Source organism: Streptomyces aurantiacus JA 4570, from assembly GCF_000414115.1.
GTDB classification, from domain to species: Bacteria; Actinomycetota; Actinomycetes; order Streptomycetales; family Streptomycetaceae; genus Streptomyces; species Streptomyces aurantiacus_A.
Genome location: NZ_AOPZ01000242.1, coordinates 1 through 20,765 on the forward strand (window position 1 = coordinate 1; position 20,765 = coordinate 20,765).

Consider the following 20,765-nt stretch of genomic DNA (forward strand, 5'->3'; position numbering starts at 1 on the left):
GGCGGGACGGGTGGGCACAGCCCCGGGCGGCGGTGCGCCTGGGGCGGCGCTCGCCACGGAGCCGGTGGCTACAGCCCCAGTACGGCCGCCTCCCGCTCGGGGGAGAGGCCCACGACAGGCCGGTCGGGCCGCTGCGGGGCCACCCCGCCAAGGCTCCGGAGCCAGCGGAACGTGTCGGCGACCGTCTCCTCGGCGGAACGGCACCGCAGCCCCGCCCGCACAGCCTTCGCAGAGCTCGTGTCGTGCATCGTGTCGTACAGCTCCCCCGGCGGCAGCCACACCGGCAGCTCGCTCCACGGCTCGACCCCAGCCGCGAGGACCGCCTCGGGGTCCGTCCACACGAGCTCCACCCCGGGCGCCCCCGCCACGGAAACGCACGCGTCCAGCAAAGAGCCCATCGTCACGTGCCCCTTGGGGCAGATGAGGTTGTACGGGCCGGAGAGCCCGGCCGCCACCGCGTCCAGCGTCCACGCGGCGAGGTCGCGCACGTCGACGTACTGGACGGCGGCGTCCCGCGGCCCGGGCGCGAGCACCGGCCCGCCCCGGGCGACCCGGTTCAGCCACCACGGCAGCCGCCCGATGTTCTCGTACGGACCGAGGATGAGCCCGGCCCGCACCAGCAGCGTCCGATCGGCGCCGAAGGCGCCCTCCGCGGCCAGTTCGCCGCCGCGCTTGTCCTCCGCGTACGCGACGGCGTCGGCGTCCGGATCCCCGTCCACGACGGGGTAGGACTCGTCCGACCCGGCCGTCCCGGGGTAGCGGTACACCGACCCGCTGGACACGTACGCGTACCGGCCGGTGCTCCCGGCGAGCAGCCGCGCCGCGTCCCGGACGGCACGCGGCGCCCCGGACCAGGTGTCCACGACGGCGTCGTACGCGCCGCCCGCGTCGGCGAGCGCCGCGAGCCCCTCGGCCGTCGTACGGTCCCCGTGGACGGCCCGCGCGCCGTCCGGCGCCGCGTGCCGCCCCCGGTGGAAGACCGTCACGTCCCAGCCGCGCGCGAGCGCGTCCTCGGTGACGGCCCGCCCCACGAACTCCGTACCGCCCAGCATCAGAAGTTTCATGGGGCAGACTCTGCCCCGGCGACCGGCCGCCGGGGAACGGGATTTCGCCGGTGGGAGAACGTCAGCCCGCGGTCGGCGGCGCGTACTTGTACCCGACCCGCCGCACCGTCTGGATCGTCCCCCGGTGCTCGGCCCCCAGCTTGCGCCGGAGCCGGGCGATGTGGACGTCGACGGTCCGCCCGTCGCCCACGTGCCCGTACCCCCACACCGTCGTCACCAGCTGATCGCGGGTGTGCACCCGATGCGGGTGCGCGACGAGGTGGGCGAGGAGTTCGAACTCCAGGTACGTGAGGTCCAGCGGCCGCCCGTCGACGTGCGCGGAGCGCCGGGCGGCGTCGACGCGGACCGGCCCGGCGCCGTCGTCCTGGAGCGTCGGCCCACCGGCGAGGGGCCCGCCGGCGAGGGGTTCCTCGGCGGGCAGGAGGACCAGGTAGCCGACCATCGGGGGCTGCCCCGGCAGGGTGGGGAGGGTGTGCTGAGGCGCCGGCAGCAGGGTCGCGCCGGGCGGCAGGAAGCCCGAGAAGTCGGCGAGGCCGGAGCCCGGCACCACTTCGTCGGGGGACACGGCCCGCAGCCGTCCCCGCGCCGAGGGCGCGGCGGGACGGGCGGCGGTGGGGACGGAGGCGGCGGAGAAGGAACGGGAGTTCGCCATGAGATGAGTCAGCTCTTTCGCGCGAAGGAGTCGTCGAGGACGTACGTCGTGCGCGTCAGGCCGGAGGCCGGAAGAACGGCTTCAGCGGGCCCGCGCGGTCAGCGCGCGGCAACACACCCGGTCGAAGTCGTGGTGCTGCCGGGAGGGCCAGAAAGGCTCCAGGTCCCAGAAAGGCGCGAGGTCACGGTGACCCGTCGCGGTGTTCCGGAAGCTGCCCATGCCCCCCATTGAAGCAGATGGGAGCGCCTCCGGCGGATCCCTCTCGCACGTTGATACGAACCCTTGGCGCGCCCGTGGCGCGAATTGGCCCCTCCCGCAAGGGGCGTTGGGCACGACGTCAGGGGCGCCCACCGATACGGCGGGCGCCCCTGACGGAAACAGACGGAACGTACGGAGCGGGTCAGACCTGGCCGGCCTTCTCCAGGGCCGAGCAGCAGGTGTCGACGAGCAGCCGCGTCACGACGTACGGGTCGACGTTGGCGTTCGGGCGGCGGTCCTCGATGTAGCCCTTGCCGTCCTTCTCGACCTGCCACGGGATGCGCACGGAGGCGCCGCGGTCGGAGACGCCGTAGCTGTACTCGTTCCACGGGGCGGTCTCGTGCAGGCCGGTGAGGCGGTCGTCGATGCCCGCGCCGTAGTTCTTGACGTGGTCCATCGGCTTGGAGCCCTCGCCGAGCGACTCGCACGCGGTGATGATCGCGGCGTAGCCCTCGCGCATCGCCTTCGTGGAGAAGTTGGTGTGCGCGCCCGCGCCGTTCCAGTCGCCCTTCACCGGCTTCGGGTCAAGGGTCGCGGAGACGCCGAAGTCCTCGGCGGTGCGGTAGAGCAGCCAGCGGGCCACCCACAGCTGGTCGGAGACCTCCAGCGGGGACAGCGGGCCGACCTGGAACTCCCACTGTCCCGGCATCACTTCGGCGTTGATGCCGGAGATGCCGAGGCCCGCCTTGAGGCAGTTGTCCAGGTGCGCCTCGACGACGTCGCGGCCGAAGATCTCGTCCGCGCCGACGCCGCAGTAGTAGCCGCCCTGCGCGGCGGGGAAGCCGCCCTCGGGGAAGCCGAGCGGGCGCGCGCCCTTGAAGAAGGTGTACTCCTGCTCGATGCCGAAGATCGACTCCTGGGCGGCGTACCGCTCGGCGACCTCGGCGAGCGCGGCGCGGGTGTTGGACGCGTGCGGCGTCATGTCGATGTCGAGGACCTCGCACAGGACGAGGATGTCGTCGCCGCCGCGGATCGGGTCCGGGTAGCTGGCCACGGGCTTGAGCACGCGGTCGGAGGCGTGGCCCTCGGCCTGGTTCGTGGACGAGCCGTCGAAGCCCCAGATGGGCAGGTCCGTGACCGTGGTGGCGCGCTGGGAGTCGGCCAGAATCTTCGTCTTCGAACGGAGCTTGGCCGTCGGCTCGGTGCCGTCGATCCAGATGTACTCAGCCTTGAAGGTCACGGGCCTCATCCTTTGACACTTGGTACGGCGCAGACGTGCGGGTGCTGCGGTCCGTGGTGATGGTCCGCAGACTGCCAACCCGCGATTTCCCGTCCGTTGCCCGTTTGTGAACCCCGTGTTACCTGGGGCGTGCGTGGCCCGTGTCACGTCGGGCCGCGCGGTGCGGCTACTTGATGACGGCGTTGGCCGCCGCGATCAGCAGCCCGATAGTCGCGTCCGCGAAGCCGATGAGCACGGCCGGGCTCCTGCGGTACCCCGCGCGCAGCGCGCCGAAGGTGCCCCAGGCGAAGAGCAGGGCCGCGTTCAGCGTCAGTCCCGCGTACGTGACGTCGTTCTCGGGCCAACCCATGATCCCGGCGAGCACCAGCAGGGCGACGGTCGGCCAGCAGGCGATCACCACCGGCCACTCGTCGGCCAGCGCCCACGCGAGCTGGCGCCAGCGGTGCATCCCGCTGCCCGGCCGGTGGGTGCCCATGTGGTGGGCGTAGCCGTGCGCGAGCGCGGCCGTGCCGGCGGTGATCATGATCCAGGCCGCGTCGTAGTACGGCGTGTAGGGGGCGCCCTCGGAATGCAGGGCGGCGAGCAGCGCGCTCGCCAGGACCGTGCCGTATACGCCTCCGGACAGCCAGCTCCGCACGGTGCGCTCCTTCCTCCGGTGTCGTTCCCCGGCGTCCTGCTCTTCGCAGGTGGAGCACTCAACCCTATGGGCCGGTATGTAACGTTTTGCCTGCTGTCGCCGATCGGACGGTCATCGGGAGAGGGCCTTTCCGTACTGCTACCGGGACAGGGCGTCCCGTACCGCCTCCTCCGAGCGCGCGACCACCGCCGTGCCGTCGGCCGCGGTGATGATGGGCCGCTGGATGAGCTTCGGGTGGGCGGCGAGCGCATCGATCCACGCCTCGCGGCCGGACGCGTCGCGCGGCCAGCGCTCACGGTCCTTCAGGCCGAGCTCCTTGGCGTCGGCCTCCTGGGTGCGCGTGATGTCCCAGGGCTCCAGGCCGAGGCGGTCGAGGACGGCGCGGATCTCGTCGGTGGTCGGCACGTCCTCGAGGTAGCGGCGGACGGTGTACGTGGCGCCCTCCTCGTCGAGCAGGGCGAGGGCGTTGCGGCACTTCGAGCAGGCGGGATTGATCCAGATCTCCATGCCCCACAAGCTACCCGCGCCCCACCCGCACCAGGGGTCCGCGCACCCTCGCCGCCCACCCCGTGTCCCTCCCCAAACCCCCTCTGGCCAGGGAGGATTGACGGCTGGGGGAGCGGCCGTTGTCAGTGCCGGACAGTAGAATGGAAGCAATGTTCGAAGGTGCCCGTGAGGGTTCCTGAACCGCGACAGGAGGATGCCTGTGCCCGCTGCCGCACTGCCGTCGAAGTCCGCCGTCACCCGCTCCCGCACGTCTCCCGCCCCGCGCTCTTCGCGTTCGTCGCGCGCGCCGCGTCCGGACCGGCCCGCGCTCTGCGAGGTGCCGTATGTCCCGCTGGAGAAGCGCCCCCTGCCTCCCGGCCGCCCGCGCGACTGGTACGTCACGCACAACCGCCGCCTCAAGGCCATGCGCCTGGCGATCGCCCTGCTCGACTCGGGCGTCCTCGTCCCCAACCAGGCGAGCAACGTACGGATACGGACCATGGCCGAGACGGTGGGCATCCACCCCCCGTCGGACACCACGTGCCACATGGTGCGGGCCCTGATGCGCTACAGCCGTTGAGGCGGGCCCCGGCCCTACGCAAGGGCCGGGGCCATGGGACATGCTGACGCTCATGACTCAGCCGGAACATGCCATGGCCGCGGCGCGACCCGAGGGGGAGCTGCCGCTGCTGACCACGGTGAAGACGGCGGACGGCACCCGCATCCCGGTGCGGGGGCTGCGCGCGGGGCCGTCGACGGCTGCATCTGCCGTGCCGTCGCCGCCCGTCGTGCTCGTGCTGCCCGCCATGGGCACCCCGGCCCGGGTCTACCGTCACTTCGCGCGCGAGTTGCACGCCGCGGGCCTGAGCGTCGTCACCGCGGACCTGCGGGGCCAGGGCGAGAGCACGCCGCGGGTGACGGACCCGGCGGCGCGGGACCACGGCTTCCGTACGCTCCTGGAGCAGGACTTCGTGGCGGTGCTCGACGCCGTCCGGGCCGAGTTCGGCTCCGGGCCGCCGCTGTTCCTGCTCGGCCACAGCCTGGGCGGTCAGCTGGCCCTGCTGTACGCGGCGGCCGGGCCGGGGCCCTCGGTCGACGGAGTCGTGCTCGTCGCGGCGGGCTCCGTCTGGTACCGGGCGTACGGAGCAGGGCGTGCGCCCGCCCTGCTGGCCGGGACGACCCTCATCGCGGCGACCGCGACGCTGCTCGGCCGCTGGCCAGGCACCCGCTTCGGCTTCGGCGGCAACCAGACCAAGGGGATCATGCGGGACTGGGCGCGCCAGGGCCGCACCGGCCGCTACCGCCCCGCCGGCTCCGAGCTGGACTACGAATCCGCCCTGCGCGCGCTGGCCGTGCCCGTGCTCGCGGTCTCCGTCGAACACGACACGTACGCCCCGGCATCCGCCGTGACCCACCTCGTGTCGAAGGCCCCGCGGGCCCAGGTCACCCGCCGCCACTACACCCGACACGAGGCGGGCGCCCGCCTCGACCACTTCGCCTGGACCCGCGCGGGCGGGGCGCTGGCGCGCGGGGTGGCGGAGTGGACGGCAGCCCTCCCCGGACTCGGCCGGGACTCGGCGTGACGCCCGCAGGGCGTCGCCGGTTCACTCGTTCGGCGTACCCGGCATGCGCCCCACCCCCTCGCCGCTTTGGCTGCTTAGCAAGGAAGCCGCGGCAGCCCGCGAGGGCGCGGGGTGCGGGTCCCGGCCCCGGGCGGGCCCGGTCCGCCCGGGGCCGTCCGCCCGTCCGAGAGGGGTTCGCCGATGACCACGCCGGCCGAGCGCGCGGAACGCGGCAAGGCGGCCCGCAAGCGTGCCTCCCGCTCCTCGCACGGGGTCTGGATCCCGTCCGCCGACCGCGCCGACCCGGTGACCGTCCTGGAGCGGCAGGCCGCCGACCGCGTCCAGGAACTGCTTCCGATCCGGTACGGCAGGATGGCCGCCTCGCCGTTCGCCTTCCTGCGCGGCGCGGCCGCCGTCATGGCGGGCGACCTCGGCACCCAGCGCCACACCGGCCTCACCGTCCAACTCAGCGGCGACGCCCACCTGTTGAACTTCGGCGTGTTCGCCTCCCCGGAACGCAGCCTGCTCTTCGACCTCAACGACTTCGACGAGACGTACCCCGGCCCCTTCGAGTGGGACGTCAAACGGCTCGCCGCCAGCGTCGCCGCCGTCACGGGCGAGCAGGGGCACGGCGAGGACCGGGCGCACGCCGCGGCGCTCGCCGCCGCCACCGCGTACCGCAAGGGCATGCGGCGCCTGGCCCGCAAGGGCGAACTCGACGTCTGGTACGAGCGCATGGACGCCCACGAGCTGCTGCCGCTCATCGACTCGGCCCGCCACCGCAAGCGCGCCGAGGCCCGCCTGGACCGCGCCCGCCGCCGCACCAGCCTGCAGGCCCTCGGCAAGCTCACGGAACTCGTCGACGGGCGGCGCCGCATCATCCACGACCCGCCGCTCCTCGAACCGGCGGGGCCGCCCGACGTGGCGGCCCTGCGCAAGATATTCGGCGACTACCGCTCGACGCTCGCCGAGGAACGCCGCCTCCTCCTCGACCGGTACCGCTTCGTCGACGCGGCCCGCAAGGTCGTCGGCGTCGGCAGCGTGGGCACCCGCTGCTTCATCGTCCTGCTCACCGGCCGCGACTCCGGGGACCCCCTCTTCCTCCAGATCAAGGAGGCGGTGCACTCGGTCCTGGAGGAACACCTCCCGTCGGGCCCGCACGTCCACCCCGGCCACCGCGTCGTCGCGGGCCAGCGGCTGCTCCAGGCCGCCGGCGACATCTTCCTCGGCTGGATGACGGGTCCCCAGGGCCGCGCCTACTACTGGCGCCAGCTCCGCGACATGAAGGGCTCCCTCGACCTCACCACCCTCGACCCCGCCGAACTCCACGCGTACGCCCGCCTCTGCGGCACCGCCCTGGCCCGCGCCCACGCCCGCTCCGGCGACCGCATCGCCATCGCCGCGTACCTGGGCGGAGCCGACACCTTCGACCGCGCGATCGCGGACTTCGCGGTCAGATACGCCACCCAGAACACACAGGATCACGAGGCCCTGTGCAACGCGATAGCGGCGGGCATCCTCCCGGCCGACCCACATAGCCCGTCCGGCGTTTGAGGACGAGGCCGTTCAGGGAAGGGGCGGGACTGGGGAAAGCCCCGCAGGGCCCACCCACCCCGCACCCGCACAGAATCGAGCCCCCCCATGCCCAAGAAAGTCAGCGTCTTCACCCTCGGCGGCACCATCTCCGCCCAGGCGGGCGGAGGAACCACCCGCCTCACAGGCGCCGAAACCCTGGCCTCCGCCCCGATCCCGCCGGGCGTAGAAGTGGAGCTGAACGACGTCCGCCAACTCCCCGGCTCCTCCCTCACGTTGGACGACCTGGCAGAGCTGGCCGAGAAGGTCGACGAGGCCACCGCGGCCGGCCACGGCGCGGTGGTCGTCCAGGGCACGGACACCCTGGAGGAGACGGCGTTCCTGCTCGACGTGGCCTGCGCGCAGCGCGAACCCGTGGTCGTCACGGGCGCGATGCGCCGCCCCGACCACCCGGGCGCGGACGGCCCGGCAAACCTGGCCGCGGCCCTGGCCGTGGCGGCCGACAAGAACTGCCGCGGCCTCGGCGTCCTCACGGTCCTCGCCGACGAGATCCACGCCGCGCGTCACGTACGCAAGGCGCACACCACGTCGGTGGCCACGTTCGCCTCGCCGGGCGCGGGCCCGCTGGGCCGGGTCGTGGAGGGCGTCCCGCACATCCTGCTCCGCCCCGCACACCCCACCGTGGAACGCCCACTGCGCCTGCGCACCCCGGCCCGAGTAGCCCTGCTCACCCTCACACTCGGCGACCAGGGCGAACTCCTGGAGGCGGTGGACGACCGCTTCGACGGCCTGGTGGTCGCAGCCTTCGGCGCGGGCCACGTACCGAAGTGGCTGGTCGAACCGCTGACGGCCGTCGCCGCCCGGATGCCGGTCGTCCTCGCGTCCCGCACCGGCGCGGGCCCGCTGCTCAGCGAGACGTACAACGGCCCGGGCTCGGAGTCCGACATGCTGGCCCGCGGCCTGATCTCCGCGGGCCACCTGGACGGACCGAAGGCCCGCATCCTCCTGTACGCGCTGCTCGCAGACGGAGCGGACCGCACGACGACGGCGGCGGCCTTCGACCGCCTGCGAGCGGGCTGACCAGGAGCAACGCCCTGAACTAACCGATCTGCTCAGGCGTCACCGTGAGCCACCGCTTGTCCGCGGTGACCGGCTGCCCCAACTCCCGCTGCCGCGCCGCGTTCTTCCGCTTCATGCCGTCCAGCTGCTTCATGTAGCTGTCCTTGCGGTTGACCCACACGCGGACGCCCCCGTGCCGCACGTCCGCGGAGTGGAACAGCATCGGCCCATCACTCACCGGCGTATCCCCAGCCACAAGAATGGGCTTCTTCCACTCGTCGATGTACGTGGAGATGGCCGCGGGCTTGCCCTGGTACCAGGTCATGGGCGCCCAAAGGTTCGGCGTGAGCTCGTACTTGGCAAGGCGCGCCCGGTCCTTCGGGCCGAAGCGGCCCTCGGCGATCTCCTTGCGGGAGCTGGTGACCCGGCCCGTCTTCGGGTCCTTGAGCTGCATGCCGACGCCGATGACGTTCTGCGGCTTCACGCCGTACCCGTACTTCGGGTCGGCGAGCACCATCCGCACCAGGTCCTCGCTCGCCGCGCTCACGACGTACACCTCGATGCCGTGCGCGCGCAGTGACTTGTACAGCTCCTGCATGCCGGGGAAGAACTCGGGCCGCTCGACCTCGGTCTTCGTGACCTTGCCGTGCTCGTCGTAGTACGTCGCCGGGATCGGCTTGTCGTACGCGAGCAGGTCGTCCACGTACCCCTTCAGCTGCTTCAGCGTGAAGCCGGAGAAGATCTGCGCCGCCCACGGGTAGCAGACCTGGTCGTCGACCTCGCAGAGGCGGTTGTAGTAGCTGTAGAGGCTCTCCTTGTGCGTGGCCGTGTCCTTGAACGGGATGACCTTCAAGGAGGGGGCCATCGACTTCCTGGTCAGGACGCCCTTCATCTCCAGGAACGGAAGCAGTGCCTCCTCCAGGTCGTGGCGGTACGTCGTGTTGTCCGCGTCGAAGACGGCGTACGCGCCCTTCCCCTCGTTCTTCGCGATGACCTTGCCGAGCTTCGCGGCCACCGGCTTGGGCCAGTGCTTGAGCCCGGTCGCGGCGGCGCGGGCGGACGCGGTGGGCGTCCCCGCCTCCGCGGCCCTCGCGTCAGCGGCGTTCGCGTCCGCCGACGGCCACAGCGCGCCGCCCGCGAACACCGCCGCCGCCAGCGCCCCCGCCGCTCCGACGACCGCAAGCCTGCCCTTTGCCCGAATTGCCATGATTCCCGTTCCCTGAAAGCGCTGCGCCGTCCCGTCCGGAGCGGCGCGCCATGGTACGAGGGTCGGCCGCGAGATTCCCATGATCGAGGTCACCGTCCGTGGTGGGCATGGGACGGCGGGACGCGGGTAGCCGCACGGGACGACAGGCCCGACCGCGCCCGCGCACAATGGGGGCATGGGTGACACTCCCCAGCGCGAGTTCGTCCGCGCCGCACCCCCGCCCGGCGGCCACGTCGTCTCCGCCGTCGGCTACCGCACGCGCGGCCAGCGCCCCGCCCTCCACCGCGGCCTGCCGTCGCCGTACCTCACGCTGATCTTCTCCCTCGACGGCCCCGTCACCACCGGCCCCACTCCCGACCGGGTGACCGGCCCCGACGCCGTCCACACGGACATCGTCGTCGGCGGCCTGCACCAGCGGCCCGCGTACGTCGCCCAGCCCGAGCACGAGGCGGGCATCCAGCTCGCCGTGCACCCCCTCGCGGCCCGCGCGCTCCTCGGCCTGCCCGCCGCCGAGCTGATGGGGCAGCTCGTCACCGACGGCACCGACGTCCTCGGCCGCCTCGCCGCCGACGTACGCGAACGCCTCTGCGAGCAGGACGACTGGCGCGACCGATTCGCCTTCCTGAACGCCTACTTGGCCCGCCGCGCGGCCGACGCCGAACGCGCCGGGGAGGTGCGCCCGGAGGTGGCCGAGGCGTGGGCCTGGCTCGCGCGGCACCGCGGCGCGGGCACCCTGCGCGGCCTGTCCGCGCACGTCGCGCTCAGTGAGCGCCGGCTGTCCGCGCTCTTCCGCGCCGAGACCGGCGTCACCCCCAAGCAGGCGGCCCGCCTCATCCGCTTCCAGCACGCGAAGGCCGCCGTCGTGCGCGGCGTCGTCGCGGACACGCGCCCCGACCTCGCCCGGATCGCCGCCGACTGCGGGTACTACGACCACTCCCACCTGGTACGGGACTTCCGCCAGTACACGGACCTGAGCCCGAGCGCCTGGGTGGCCGAGGAGTGCCGGAATATCCAAGCCGGAGGCCACGCCAACGGCGAAGACTGGGACACATGAACACCAACGAAACCGCCCAGACCGCACAAACCGCACGAATCTCCCACGACACCCAGGCCGCGCAGACCGCCACGAATCGGCGCGCCCCCGACGTCTGGCCCACCTTCCAGGCCCACGACGCCCCCGCCCTGATCGACTTCCTCGTCGACACGGTCGGCTTCCTGCGCACCGCCGTCTACGAGGACGGCGACCGCGTCGCCCACGCACAGCTCGACTGGCCCGAGGGTGGCGGGGTCATGCTCGGCAGCCACAACCCGAAGACCGCCGCGTGGTGCCGGGAACCGGGCACCTTCGGGGCGTACGTCGTCACCGACCGCGTCGACGACCTCTACCGCCGCCTGACCGCCGCCGGGGCGAAGGTGGTCCGCGAGATCGAGGACCAGCCGTACGGCAGCCGGGAGTTCGCGATCGCCGACCCCGAGGGAAACCTGTGGTCCTTCGGCACCTACCCCGGAGAGCCCCGCCCCGACCAGGTGTGACGCCGCGCCGGGGTGATAGCTTGCGCACGCCAGTCGTACCCGTACCAGGGTCGGGGAATCCGGTGGAAGTCCGGAACTGACGCGCAGCGGTGAGGGGGACGGGCGGGGCCAGCGGCCACTGGGAGTCCATGGACCTCCGGGAAGGCGGCCCCGTCCGGACGAACCCGAGTCCGAAGACCTGCTGGCACCGCCGTCCGCACGGGCGGCGGAGTTCGCAGACCAGGCTCCGCGCATGAGCCCTGAGACTCGGGAAGACGTGTGCCTTCGACCGTGCCTTCGACCACGCGACACGTACGTATCCGCTGTGCCGCCCTGCTCGGCGCGGGGCTCGTCCTGCTCACCGCGTGCGGCGGTGGCTCGGAGGCGAAACAGTCCGACAAGGCGCGCGCCGGGTATCCGGTCACGCTGACCTCCTGCGGCGACAAGACCCGCGTACCGGCTCCGCCACGGCGCGCCGTCTCCCTCGACCAGGGCTCCACGGAGATCCTCCTCTCCCTCGGTCTGGCCGACCGCATGGTGGGCACCGGCACCTGGACGGACCCGGTCCGCAAGGGCCTGGAGAAGGAGAACGCCAAGGTCGAGCGGCTCGCCGACCGCTATCCGGCGCTGGAGAAGGTCCTCGACAAGGAGCCGGACTTCGTCAGCGCCTCGTTCCTCTACACGGTCGGCAAGGGCGGCGTCGCCGACCGCGCCAAGTTCACCGAGCTCGGCGTACCCGTCTACGTCTCGCCCACCGACTGCGCCGGCAAGGACAACGCGGGTGACGGCGACGGCACCCGCACCAAGACCCTCACCATGGACACCGTGTACGGCGAGATCCGCGACCTCGCCCGGGTCTTCGACGTGGAGAAGCGCGGCGCGAAGCTGATCGCCGACCTCAAGTCCCGCACCGCGAAGGCGAAGAAGTCCATCGACGCGTCCGACGCCTCCGTCATGTACTGGTTCGCCAACTCCGAGGCGCCGTACATCGCGGGCTGCTGCGGCGCGCCCGGCATCATCACCCGCGAACTCGGCGTGAAGAACGCCTTCGCCGACACCCGCGAGGAGTGGCCCCAGATCAACTGGGAGACCATCGCAGACCGCGACCCCGACGTGCTGGTCATCGGCGACCTCACCCGCAAGTCCCAGTCCGCCGAGAGCGCCCGCCAGAAGATCAGGTTCCTGGAGTCCAACCCGGCCACGAAGAACCTCACGGCCGTGAAGAAGAAGCGGTACGTCCTGCTCAGCGGCCAGGGCCTGAACCCGGGCATCCGTACCGTCGACGGCATCGAACAAGTGGCGGCGGGGCTGCGTGAGTTCGGCCTGGCGAAGTGAGGACGGCCGTGCCCGGCGGCGGCGTACGGCATGACGGGCCGGACGGTCTCCCGGGGAGCTCGGGGAGCCCGGGGAGCCGGAGGGGCCGGGAGCGGCTGCGCGGAGGACTGCGCGCCGGCCTCTTCGGCCTGGCCGGCCTCGCCGTGCTGTTCCTGTCCATCGCGTTCGCGATCACCATCGGCCCCGCCGACATCTCCGTGCCCGACGTGTGGTCGGCGGTCGCGGCGCACCTCGGCTGGGGCGAGGCCGAACTGACGCCGATCCGCGACGGCATCGTGTGGAACCTGCGGATGCCGCGCACGGTCCTCGCGGCGGTGTGCGGCGCGGGCCTCGCGGTGTGCGGGGCGGTACTCCAGTCGCTGCTGCGCAATCCGCTCGCGGACCCGTTCGTGCTCGGCGTCTCGTCCGGCGCGTCCACGGGCGCGGTGGCCGTGGTGGTCCTCGGAGTCGGCGGGGGCGTCCTCACCGTCTCGGCGGGGGCGTTCGTCGGCGCCGTCCTGTCCTTCTCCCTCGTCCTCCTCCTCAGCCACGCCCTCGGCGACACGGTGGACCGGGTGGTCCTGTCCGGCGTCGCCGCGATGCAGCTCTTCTCCGCGCTGACCTCCTTCGTCGTCCTGACGGCCGCGGACGCGGAGACCACGCGCGGCGTGCTGTTCTGGCTCCTCGGCTCGCTGAGCGGAGCGGACTGGACGGACGTGTGGCTGTGCGCGGCGGTCCTCTTCGCCGCGCTCACCGTGTGCCTGCTGCACGCCCGCGCCCTGGACGCGTTCGCGTTCGGCCAGGACGCGGCTGCCACCCTCGGCGTCCATGTGACACGGGTGCGCCTGGTCCTGCTCTGTACGACGGCACTGCTCACGGCGACGCTGGTCAGCAGCGCCGGCGCGATCGGCTTCGTGGGCCTGGCCCTGCCGCACGCGGCACGGGCGGTGGTGGGCGCGGGCCACCCGCGCCTGCTCCCGGTGACGGCGCTCGCCGGCGCGGTCTTCCTGATCTGGGTGGACACCCTCGCCCGCACGGTCCTCGACCCCCAGGAGGTGCCGGTGGGCGTCGTGACGTCACTGATCGGCGTACCGGCGTTCGTGGCGGTGCTGTACCGCACGAGGAAGACGACGTGACGTACGAGGGAACCGACGCCGATGTGGGCCTCGCGGCGGGACGCGTCGCCTACGCCGCGGGCGGCCGCCTCATCGTCGACGGCATCACCCTCGCCCCGCGCCCCGGCAGCACGCTCGGCCTCCTCGGCCCGAACGGCTCCGGCAAGTCCACGCTGCTGCGCCTCCTGTCGGGCGTCCTCGCGCCCGCGTCGGGCGTGGTCACCCTGGACGGCACGCCGCTGCCCCGGGTCGGCCGCAGGGAGACGGCGCGCAGGCTGGCGGTGGTCGATCAGCACGCTTCCACACAGGTGGAGTTGACGGTACGAGAGGTGGTGGCGCTGGGCCGCGTACCGCACCGCAGGCCGTGGTCGGCCAGCACGGCCGCGGACGAGCGAGCCGTCCAGGAGGCCCTGGACCGCACCGCGCTGGCCGACCGGGCGGGCCAGTCCTGGCACACCCTGTCCGGCGGCGAGCGCCAGCGCGCCCACATCGCGCGCGCCCTGGCCCAGGCCCCGCGCGAGCTCCTCCTGGACGAACCCACCAACCACCTGGACATCCAGCACCAGTTGGACCTCCTGAACCTCATCGCGTCGCTCCCCGTGACCACGGTGATCGCGCTGCACGACCTGAACCTGGCCGCGATGTTCTGCGACGAGATCCTGGTCCTGAAGGAGGGCAGGGCGTACGCACACGGCACCCCCGCCGAGGTCATCACCGAGCCCCTGATCGCGGACGTGTACGGCGTACGGGCCCGGGTCACCCCGCCCGCGGACCCGGCCGACCCCCTGGACCACCCGTCGGTCCGCTTCCTGCGGTCGCCGCCGCTCCCCGGACCCACCGCGTCCTAGACTCACCGGATGGCCGACGCCGAAGTCCCCCTGGACGTCCTCACCCACCTCCGCGCGGTCTGCCTCAGCCTCCCCGACGCGTACGAGGAACCGGCGTGGACCGGCGTCCGCTGGCGCGTCCGCACCCGCACCTTCGCCCACGTCTACCGCACCGACCTGACCCGCTCGGACTCACCCTCCGCCCGCGCCATCGCCACCGAGGGCCTCACCACGACCCTCACGTTCCGTTCCCACGGCGAGGAGTTCGAGGCGCTGACGAACGCGGGCGCGCCGTTCTTCCGCGTCTCGTGGGGCGCGAACGTCGTAGGCATGCGCCTGGGAGCGGACACGGACACGGATATGGACACGGACACGGACTGGTCCGAGGTGGCGGAACTCCTCACCGAGAGCTACTGCGTCCAGGCCCCGAAGAGGCTCGCGGCCCAGGTCATGGGGCAGGTCACGGCCCTCCCCGGGAAGTAAACGGAAGAGATCCATCCGATCGGCTGACGGATAATCGTTCCTCCAGGTGAAAGGCGGAGCTTTCGACCATCCGGCGTGACGCGGGACTGCGATTCTCAGGCCGACATCCCGTCCGGCGCCGCGACTTGCCCCGGGCCGAACCAGTTCCCCTGATCCCTTGACCAAGGAGCCAGCCGTGCCCTTTCGCCGCCTGCTGACCACCGCCCTCGCCTCCACCGCCCTCGCCCTCACGTCCGTGGGCGCGGTCACCGTCACCGCGACCCCCGCGGCCGCCGCCCCCTGCGGCTTCTACGAGACCTCCTCCGACGCCTACTACAACCACTGCACGTCGGACGGTTCCCGCGTCGTCATCCACGTCCGGGTCGCCCTGGCACCCGACTACGAGCGCTGCGTCGGCCCCGGCGTCACGTGGCTGGGCTCGGACGAGAAGATCCAGGGCGCCCATTACGTCGGCCGCACGTGCTGACGACGACCGACCGCCACTGAGAAGGCGGGGCCACCGGCGGGCGGCCCCGACCTACGGCCCGGGCACGGGGGAGCCCCCCGCACCCGGGCCGCCGCCGTCCCGGCTCTCCCGGCTCTCCCGGCCCTCCCGGCCGTCGCGGCGGCTTGGCCGCGTGGGCTCAGCGGACTTGAGGGCAAGCGCGTCCAAACGCCTGGCACTTGGTCTCGAAGTCCGGCGGCAGCCAGCTTCCGCCCAGGAGCCGAGGGTGAGCGGGAAACGCGGCGTGGGCGGCCAGGACGAAGATCAGCGACGCCCAGAGGCTGTGGAGTTGAATGATCTGTGGCGAACCGTTGTACATGTCCCGGAAGGAGCACTGGAAGACGTCGGGTGCGACGAGGTCCGCCGTGTCGAGGCCATCCCATGCGAGGTCCAGCCAGCTCTGCGGATGCCCGAAACAGGCCCGCCGGTCGGTGACCGTCACCTCTCCATGACCATCGGCCACCCAGCGCGGCTGGGCAGCCGCGGCCGCCTGACGCCGACGCACGGCGTTGCCAAGCGCCGACCCCACCAAGCTTCCGATCACGAACCCGGGCCGCCCCACGGCCAGCGTCGTGCTGTGCGCGTAGGAGCCATCACCGAGAGCACGCCAGGTGGAACGAGAGGCGGGCCCCACCGCCACGGGCAGCTCACCGGGGCTCAGACGGACCATCGAGGGCACCGGGGACCGGTCGCCGAGCTTGCCCTGCACCAAGTCGGCGACGACATGGCAGGTGTACAGAAGATGATCGTCCAGAGCGGCCCAGGGAGCCGGCCCCCCGATCGGCGGCCACGCAGCGTACGGAACGTCCCCCACAACCCACCCCACCCGGTCGCCCACATCGACGAGCGACATCGTAGGGATCCTCGGACTGCTCCGTGGCCGGTCATCCGCAATTCTCAGAGCTGCCTGAGCCCTGCCGCCCTCTGGGAGGATGGCAGGGCTCAGAACGTGCGGCATTCGCCGAGGAGCGAGCCCCTGGGGCAGGGGTGCTGCGGTCAGCTCTTCGCGCGCCAGACGGTGCCCCGGCGTTCGTACTCAAGGATCATCTCGGCACGCAGCGCGGCCTGTGGGCCGTAGAGGCGCTCGGCGAGCCAGAGGGCCAGGTCGAGGCCCGAGGTGACGCCGCCGCAGGTGATCAGGTCCCCGTCGTCCACGACACGCCCGTACGTGAGCTTCCCGCCCTGCTTGGCGAGGTCATCGCGGGCCGCGAAGTGCGTCGTGCACGGCCTGCCGCGGGTGATCTTCGCCGCCGACATGACCATGACGCCGGTGCATATCCCGCCCATGATCAGACCGGGCCGCTCGGCCCTGGCCAGGGCGCGCGGCAGTACGCCGCGCTTGATCTCGTCATCGACCCCTGACCCCTTCCCGTAGCCCCCGCCCGGCACGAGCAGGACGTCCGCGTCCTGAGGGGCCCAGGGGTCGCGTACATCGATATACATTCCGGACGACGTCCGTACGGTGCGGGGGCCGTCGGCGGTGACGAAGCTCTGCTTGATCCGGCGCTTGTCGGCGTCCGCGAGGATGCCGAGCACCTCGATGGGGCCCGCGAAGTCCTGCTCCTCGACGGCGTCGAACAGAACTGTGTGCACGCGCAGTTCGCGGGTTCGCTCGCGCTTCTGCTCGGCGGCGGGGGCGGCGGCAGAAGCGGCGGTGGGGGAGGTGCCGAGGCCGAGCGCGGTCGCGGCTGTGGCCGCGGCGCCCGTACGGAGAATGTGTCGGCGCTGCATGTCGTGTGCTCCTTGGGCCGGTCGGGTCGGGCCAGATGACTGTCCCCTCGGGCCAAAGGCGCGTGGAAGGGGATGTCCGGATGTGTGGGCTGCTTGTCCTTGAGGACGTACCGGCCGGGCGCCGAGACTGAGGAGCGTGAAGACCGAGAGCGATGTGGTCGTGGTCGTGGGCGACGGAGTGGTGCTGCTCGATGTGGCCGGTCCGGTGCAGGTGCTGCACGGGACCGGCTACCGGGTCCGGCTCGCCTCGCCCTCCGGGCGTGCGGTGGTGAGCGATACGGGGATCCCGCTGGGGGTCGAGCTGGCGCTGGAGGACGTCCCCGAGACCGTGGACACGGTGATGGTGCCGGGCTATCCGACGATGAAGGGCCACGGGCATCCGCCGGAGCTGGTCGCGCACGTACGCCGCCTCGGTACGGGCGCGCGGCGTACGACGTCGGCCTGCACCGGTGCGTATCTCCTCGCGGAGGCCGGGCTGCTCGACGGCCGGCGGGCCACGACGCACTGGGCCGAGTGCGAAACGCTCGCGAGGCGCTTCCCGCGGGTGCGGGTGGAGCCGGACGCCATCTACGTACGTGACGGGCCGGTCATCACCTCCGCCGGGGTGACGGCGGGCATCGACCTGGCACTGGCGCTGGTCGAGGAGGACCACGGCCCCGAGGTGGCGCGTACCGCGGCCAAGTATCTCGTCGTCTTCCTCCAACGCCCCGGCGGCCAGTCGCAGTTCAGCGTGCGCAGCGCGGTGACCCCGCCGCGCAACGCCGGGCTGCGGCGGGTACTGGATGCCGTGGTGGCCGACCCCGGCGGGAACCACACCCTCGCCGCCATGGCCGAGCGGCTCGCCGTCAGCGAACGCCACCTCACCCGGCTCTTCCGCCGCGAAGTCGGCGGCACCCCCGGGCAGTACGTGGAACGCGTCCGCGTGGAGGCGGCGCAGGCGATGCTCGAATCCTGCGACGCCGGTGTGCACACCATTGCCCACACCTGCGGGTTCGGCACGGACGAGACGATGCGGCGGGTGTTCCTGCGCGCGCTCGGGGCGCCGCCCGCGGCGTACCGCGCGCGATTCCGCGCGACCTCCTCCGCGTAGCGGGACCAAGGTCACCGGTGCCGCAGCGCCGGCAGGGCGTCATCACAGAAAAGGAATCCCCCATGACTGATCAGGGCGTTACTTTCATCAACGTCATCGAAATATCCGCCGACCAAGTCGACGAATTCATCGAGCAGTGGCGCGAACGCGTGGCCCTGATGAGTACAGCGCCTGGGTTCCGCGACGTCCGGCTGCACCGCGCGCTGCTGCCGGACGCGCGATTCCAGCTCGTCAACATCGCACACTGGGACAGCGCCGAAGCATGCGAGGCCGCCGGCGCCAACCCCACCGTGCTCGCTTCTGTTTCCCAAGCCGAACGAATCGCCGACGCCAGCCCTGGCCTCTACCAGGTTGTCGCCGAGTGCCCCTGAGCACAAGAACGTCGAGGGCCGCCGCCCCGGGAGTCGGGACGGCGGCCCTCAACAGCATGGCCCCTGCGGTCTAGATGTCGAAGTAGAGCTCGAACTCGTGCGGGTGCGGGCGCAGTTGGATCGGGGCGATCTCGTTCGTGCGCTTGTAGTCGATCCACGTCTCGATCAGGTCGGACGTGAAGACGCCGCCTGCCTGGAGGTACTCGTTGTCCGACTCGAGGGCGTCGAGGACCGCGGGGAGGGAGGTGGGGACCTGGGGGACGCCCGCGTGCTCCTCGGGGGCCAGCTCGTAGAGGTCCTTGTCGATCGGCTCGGCCGGCTCGATCTTGTTCTTGACGCCGTCGAGGCCCGCCAGGAGGAGGGCGGAGAAGGCGAGGTAGGGGTTCGAGGACGGGTCCGGGGCGCGGAACTCCACGCGCTTGGCCTTCGGGTTGGAGCCCGTGATCGGGATGCGCATCGCGGCGGAGCGGTTGCGCTGCGAGTAGACCAGGTTGACCGGGGCCTCGAAGCCGGGGACCAGGCGGTGGTAGGAGTTCACCGTGGGGTTGGTGAAGGCAAGCAGCGAGGGGGCGTGCTTGAGGATGCCGCCGATGTAGTAGCGGGCGGTGTCCGAGAGGCCCGCGTAGCCCTGCTCGTCGTAGAAGAGCGGGTCGCCGCCCTGCCACAGGGACTGGTGGACGTGCATGCCCGAGCCGTTGTCACCGAAGATCGGCTTCGGCATGAAGGTCGCGGTCTTGCCGTTGCGCCACGCGACGTTCTTCACGATGTACTTGAAGAGCATCAGGTCGTCGGCGGCGGCGAGCAGCGTGTTGAACTTGTAGTTGATCTCCGCCTGGCCCGCCGTGCCCACCTCGTGGTGCTGGCGCTCCACCTTCAGGCCGGAGCGGCCGAGCTCCAGGGAGATCTCCGCGCGCAGGTCGGCGAAGTGGTCCACCGGCGGGGCCGGGAAGTAACCGCCCTTGTAGCGGACCTTGTAGCCGCGGTTGTCCTCGAGCGCGCCGGTGTTCCAGGCGCCTGCCTCGGAGTCGATCTCGTAGACGGAGCGGTTCGCCGTCGTTTCGAAGCGGACCGAGTCGAAGACGTAGAACTCGGCCTCGGGGCCGAAGTACGCGGTGTCGGCGATGCCGGTCGAGGCCAGGTACGCCTCCGCCTTCTTCGCCACGTTGCGCGGGTCACGGCTGTACTGCTCGCCGGTCACCGGGTCGTGGATGAAGAAGTTGACGTTGAGCGTCTTGTCCCGCCGGAAGGGGTCCACACGGGCCGTCGACAGGTCCGCCACGAGCGCCATGTCCGACTCGTGGATGGCCTGGAAGCCGCGGATGGAGGAGCCGTCGAACATGAGCTGCTCGTCCGGGTCGAACGCCTCGGCCGGGACCGTGAAGTGCTGCATGACGCCCGGCAGGTCGCAGAAGCGGACGTCTACGAACTTCACGTCCTCGTCCGCGAGGAACTTCTTGGCTTCGTCGGCGTTCTGGAACATCCAGCTCCTCCTGTTTCCCGCCCGGGGAGGAGCGGGGTTGCAGCTCGGTGGTGCGGCCAGTGCGGTGGCACACGCTGGGACCCGACCATAGGGACGGGGGATTTCTCAAGCGTGACCCATTTGTTTCGCCGAAGTTAACCGGGCCGGGTGCGAAGGCGACCCACACCCCGCGTACGAAAAGGCGCGCAGTACCGTGGACGGGTGGACAACAGGCAAGCAATCGGATCGTGGCTCTCCGGCCCCCGCGCGGCGGCCGAGGACGCGGGCGTCGACTTCGGATACCGCGGCGAGCGGCTCGGTCTGCCCGAGGAGGGCCCCGGCTCCATCGCCCGGCCCGGCCGCCGCATCGGCGCCATCGCCATCGACTGGGGCCTGTGCATGGTCATCGCATACGGCCTGCTGGCCCGCGGCAACCCGCAGGCGATGGGCAACTGGGCGCTCGGGCTGCTCTTCGTGATGAGCCTGCTGACTGTCGGCACGGTCGGCAGCACCCCCGGCAAGCGCCTGCTCGGCCTGCGCGTGGTCAGCGAGGACGGCGGCCGTCTCGGCTTCGTCCGCGTCCTCGTCCGCAGCGCGCTGCTGTGCGTCGGCATCCCGGCCCTGATCTGGGACCGCGACGGCCGCGGCCTCCACGACCGCCTCGCCCGCGCGGCCCAGGTCCGCATCTAGGTGCTCGTCCGGCCTTCACCCGCGTTCCGCATACGCCGATGGGGCGCCCGG

General features: G+C 72.0%; 24 protein-coding genes and 1 riboswitch. Of the genes, 14 read left to right on the plus strand and 10 right to left on the minus strand.

Annotated elements, in window-relative coordinates; translation table 11 throughout:
* Nucleotides 1-68: 68 nt before the first annotated feature.
* From STRAU_RS23030 to STRAU_RS23050, 6 genes are all read right to left on the minus strand, one after another.
* Entirely contained in the window at nt 69-1,064 is a 996-nt protein-coding gene (locus tag STRAU_RS23030; protein ID WP_016642783.1) for an NAD-dependent epimerase/dehydratase family protein, read from the minus strand.
* Between the two features lie 61 nt (nt 1,065-1,125).
* Nucleotides 1,126-1,716, minus strand: coding sequence for a winged helix-turn-helix domain-containing protein (locus STRAU_RS23035; protein ID WP_016642784.1), 591 nt, complete (start codon nt 1,714-1,716; stop codon nt 1,126-1,128).
* Between the two features lie 81 nt (nt 1,717-1,797).
* Nucleotides 1,798-1,935, minus strand: coding sequence for a hypothetical protein (locus tag STRAU_RS43065; protein WP_016642785.1), 138 nt, complete (start codon nt 1,933-1,935; stop codon nt 1,798-1,800).
* 181 nt (nt 1,936-2,116) lie between these two features.
* Complete coding sequence (glnII, locus tag STRAU_RS23040) at nt 2,117-3,154, minus strand: glutamine synthetase (protein WP_016642786.1); 1,038 nt, start codon at nt 3,152-3,154, stop codon at nt 2,117-2,119.
* A 166-nt stretch (nt 3,155-3,320) separates the two neighbouring features.
* On the minus strand, nt 3,321-3,791 hold the full coding sequence (locus STRAU_RS23045; RefSeq protein WP_016642787.1) for a hypothetical protein: 471 nt from the start codon (nt 3,789-3,791) through the stop codon (nt 3,321-3,323).
* 138 nt (nt 3,792-3,929) lie between these two features.
* Entirely contained in the window at nt 3,930-4,298 is a 369-nt protein-coding gene (locus STRAU_RS23050; RefSeq protein ID WP_016642788.1) for an arsenate reductase family protein, read from the minus strand.
* A 199-nt stretch (nt 4,299-4,497) separates the two neighbouring features.
* Between STRAU_RS23050 and STRAU_RS23055 the strand changes: the two genes are divergently transcribed.
* From STRAU_RS23055 to STRAU_RS23070, 4 genes are all read left to right on the plus strand, one after another.
* Nucleotides 4,498-4,857, plus strand: a complete 360-nt coding sequence (locus STRAU_RS23055; protein ID WP_078621416.1) for a hypothetical protein — start codon at nt 4,498-4,500, stop codon at nt 4,855-4,857.
* A 52-nt stretch (nt 4,858-4,909) separates the two neighbouring features.
* Nucleotides 4,910-5,860: an alpha/beta hydrolase family protein gene (locus tag STRAU_RS23060; RefSeq protein ID WP_158692112.1), complete on the plus strand. Its 951-nt coding sequence runs from the start codon at nt 4,910-4,912 to the stop codon at nt 5,858-5,860.
* Between the two features lie 180 nt (nt 5,861-6,040).
* On the plus strand, nt 6,041-7,393 hold the full coding sequence (locus tag STRAU_RS23065; RefSeq protein WP_016642791.1) for a DUF2252 domain-containing protein: 1,353 nt from the start codon (nt 6,041-6,043) through the stop codon (nt 7,391-7,393).
* 87 nt (nt 7,394-7,480) lie between these two features.
* The gene (locus tag STRAU_RS23070) at nt 7,481-8,452 is read left to right on the plus strand and encodes an asparaginase (protein WP_016642792.1); all 972 of its coding nucleotides are present in this window, start codon (nt 7,481-7,483) and stop codon (nt 8,450-8,452) included.
* Nucleotides 8,453-8,471: 19 nt separating this feature from the next.
* Here the strand turns inward: STRAU_RS23070 and STRAU_RS23075 are convergent, their stop codons facing one another.
* Nucleotides 8,472-9,638, minus strand: coding sequence for an HAD family hydrolase (locus STRAU_RS23075; RefSeq protein ID WP_037661291.1), 1,167 nt, complete (start codon nt 9,636-9,638; stop codon nt 8,472-8,474).
* Between the two features lie 175 nt (nt 9,639-9,813).
* Between STRAU_RS23075 and STRAU_RS23080 the strand changes: the two genes are divergently transcribed.
* From STRAU_RS23080 to STRAU_RS23110, 7 genes are all read left to right on the plus strand, one after another.
* Nucleotides 9,814-10,692: an AraC family transcriptional regulator gene (locus STRAU_RS23080; RefSeq protein WP_016642794.1), complete on the plus strand. Its 879-nt coding sequence runs from the start codon at nt 9,814-9,816 to the stop codon at nt 10,690-10,692.
* Entirely contained in the window at nt 10,689-11,171 is a 483-nt protein-coding gene (locus STRAU_RS23085) for a VOC family protein (RefSeq protein WP_016642795.1), read from the plus strand. Before STRAU_RS23080 ends, STRAU_RS23085 begins: the two co-directional genes overlap by 4 nt.
* A 13-nt stretch (nt 11,172-11,184) precedes the next feature.
* Nucleotides 11,185-11,371: riboswitch (cobalamin riboswitch) on the plus strand.
* A gap of 70 nt (nt 11,372-11,441) precedes the next feature.
* Entirely contained in the window at nt 11,442-12,485 is a 1,044-nt protein-coding gene (locus STRAU_RS23090; protein WP_016642796.1) for an ABC transporter substrate-binding protein, read from the plus strand.
* A gap of 95 nt (nt 12,486-12,580) precedes the next feature.
* Nucleotides 12,581-13,600 (plus strand): FecCD family ABC transporter permease, encoded by a 1,020-nt coding sequence (locus STRAU_RS23095; protein ID WP_106968011.1) that lies wholly within the window; start codon nt 12,581-12,583, stop codon nt 13,598-13,600.
* Nucleotides 13,597-14,427 (plus strand): ABC transporter ATP-binding protein, encoded by an 831-nt coding sequence (locus tag STRAU_RS23100; protein WP_016642798.1) that lies wholly within the window; start codon nt 13,597-13,599, stop codon nt 14,425-14,427. The genes STRAU_RS23095 and STRAU_RS23100 overlap by 4 nt, the downstream gene beginning before the upstream one ends.
* A gap of 9 nt (nt 14,428-14,436) precedes the next feature.
* Nucleotides 14,437-14,889, plus strand: a complete 453-nt coding sequence (locus STRAU_RS23105; protein ID WP_016642799.1) for an MmcQ/YjbR family DNA-binding protein — start codon at nt 14,437-14,439, stop codon at nt 14,887-14,889.
* A 175-nt stretch (nt 14,890-15,064) separates the two neighbouring features.
* Entirely contained in the window at nt 15,065-15,355 is a 291-nt protein-coding gene (locus tag STRAU_RS23110) for a DUF6355 family natural product biosynthesis protein (protein WP_016642800.1), read from the plus strand.
* A gap of 157 nt (nt 15,356-15,512) precedes the next feature.
* Here STRAU_RS23110 and STRAU_RS43790 read toward each other — a convergent pair whose 3' ends face one another.
* Both STRAU_RS43790 and STRAU_RS23125 read right to left on the minus strand, forming a co-directional pair.
* On the minus strand, nt 15,513-16,226 hold the full coding sequence (locus STRAU_RS43790; RefSeq protein ID WP_259299965.1) for a hypothetical protein: 714 nt from the start codon (nt 16,224-16,226) through the stop codon (nt 15,513-15,515).
* Between the two features lie 143 nt (nt 16,227-16,369).
* Complete coding sequence (locus tag STRAU_RS23125) at nt 16,370-17,104, minus strand: DJ-1/PfpI family protein (RefSeq protein WP_016642802.1); 735 nt, start codon at nt 17,102-17,104, stop codon at nt 16,370-16,372.
* 136 nt (nt 17,105-17,240) lie between these two features.
* Between STRAU_RS23125 and STRAU_RS23130 the strand changes: the two genes are divergently transcribed.
* Both STRAU_RS23130 and STRAU_RS23135 read left to right on the plus strand, forming a co-directional pair.
* Nucleotides 17,241-18,194 carry a GlxA family transcriptional regulator gene (locus STRAU_RS23130; RefSeq protein WP_016642803.1) on the plus strand — a complete coding sequence of 318 codons (954 nt, stop codon included), beginning with the start codon at nt 17,241-17,243 and terminating at the stop codon, nt 18,192-18,194.
* A 62-nt stretch (nt 18,195-18,256) separates the two neighbouring features.
* Nucleotides 18,257-18,565 carry an antibiotic biosynthesis monooxygenase family protein gene (locus STRAU_RS23135; protein WP_037661294.1) on the plus strand — a complete coding sequence of 103 codons (309 nt, stop codon included), beginning with the start codon at nt 18,257-18,259 and terminating at the stop codon, nt 18,563-18,565.
* A gap of 70 nt (nt 18,566-18,635) precedes the next feature.
* Here the strand turns inward: STRAU_RS23135 and glnA are convergent, their stop codons facing one another.
* Complete coding sequence (glnA, locus tag STRAU_RS23140; protein ID WP_016642805.1) at nt 18,636-20,045, minus strand: type I glutamate--ammonia ligase; 1,410 nt, start codon at nt 20,043-20,045, stop codon at nt 18,636-18,638.
* A 201-nt stretch (nt 20,046-20,246) separates the two neighbouring features.
* On the opposite strand from glnA, the gene STRAU_RS23145 reads away from it, so the two are divergent.
* Nucleotides 20,247-20,714, plus strand: a complete 468-nt coding sequence (locus STRAU_RS23145) for an RDD family protein (RefSeq protein ID WP_016642806.1) — start codon at nt 20,247-20,249, stop codon at nt 20,712-20,714.
* Nucleotides 20,715-20,765 lie beyond the last annotated feature (51 nt).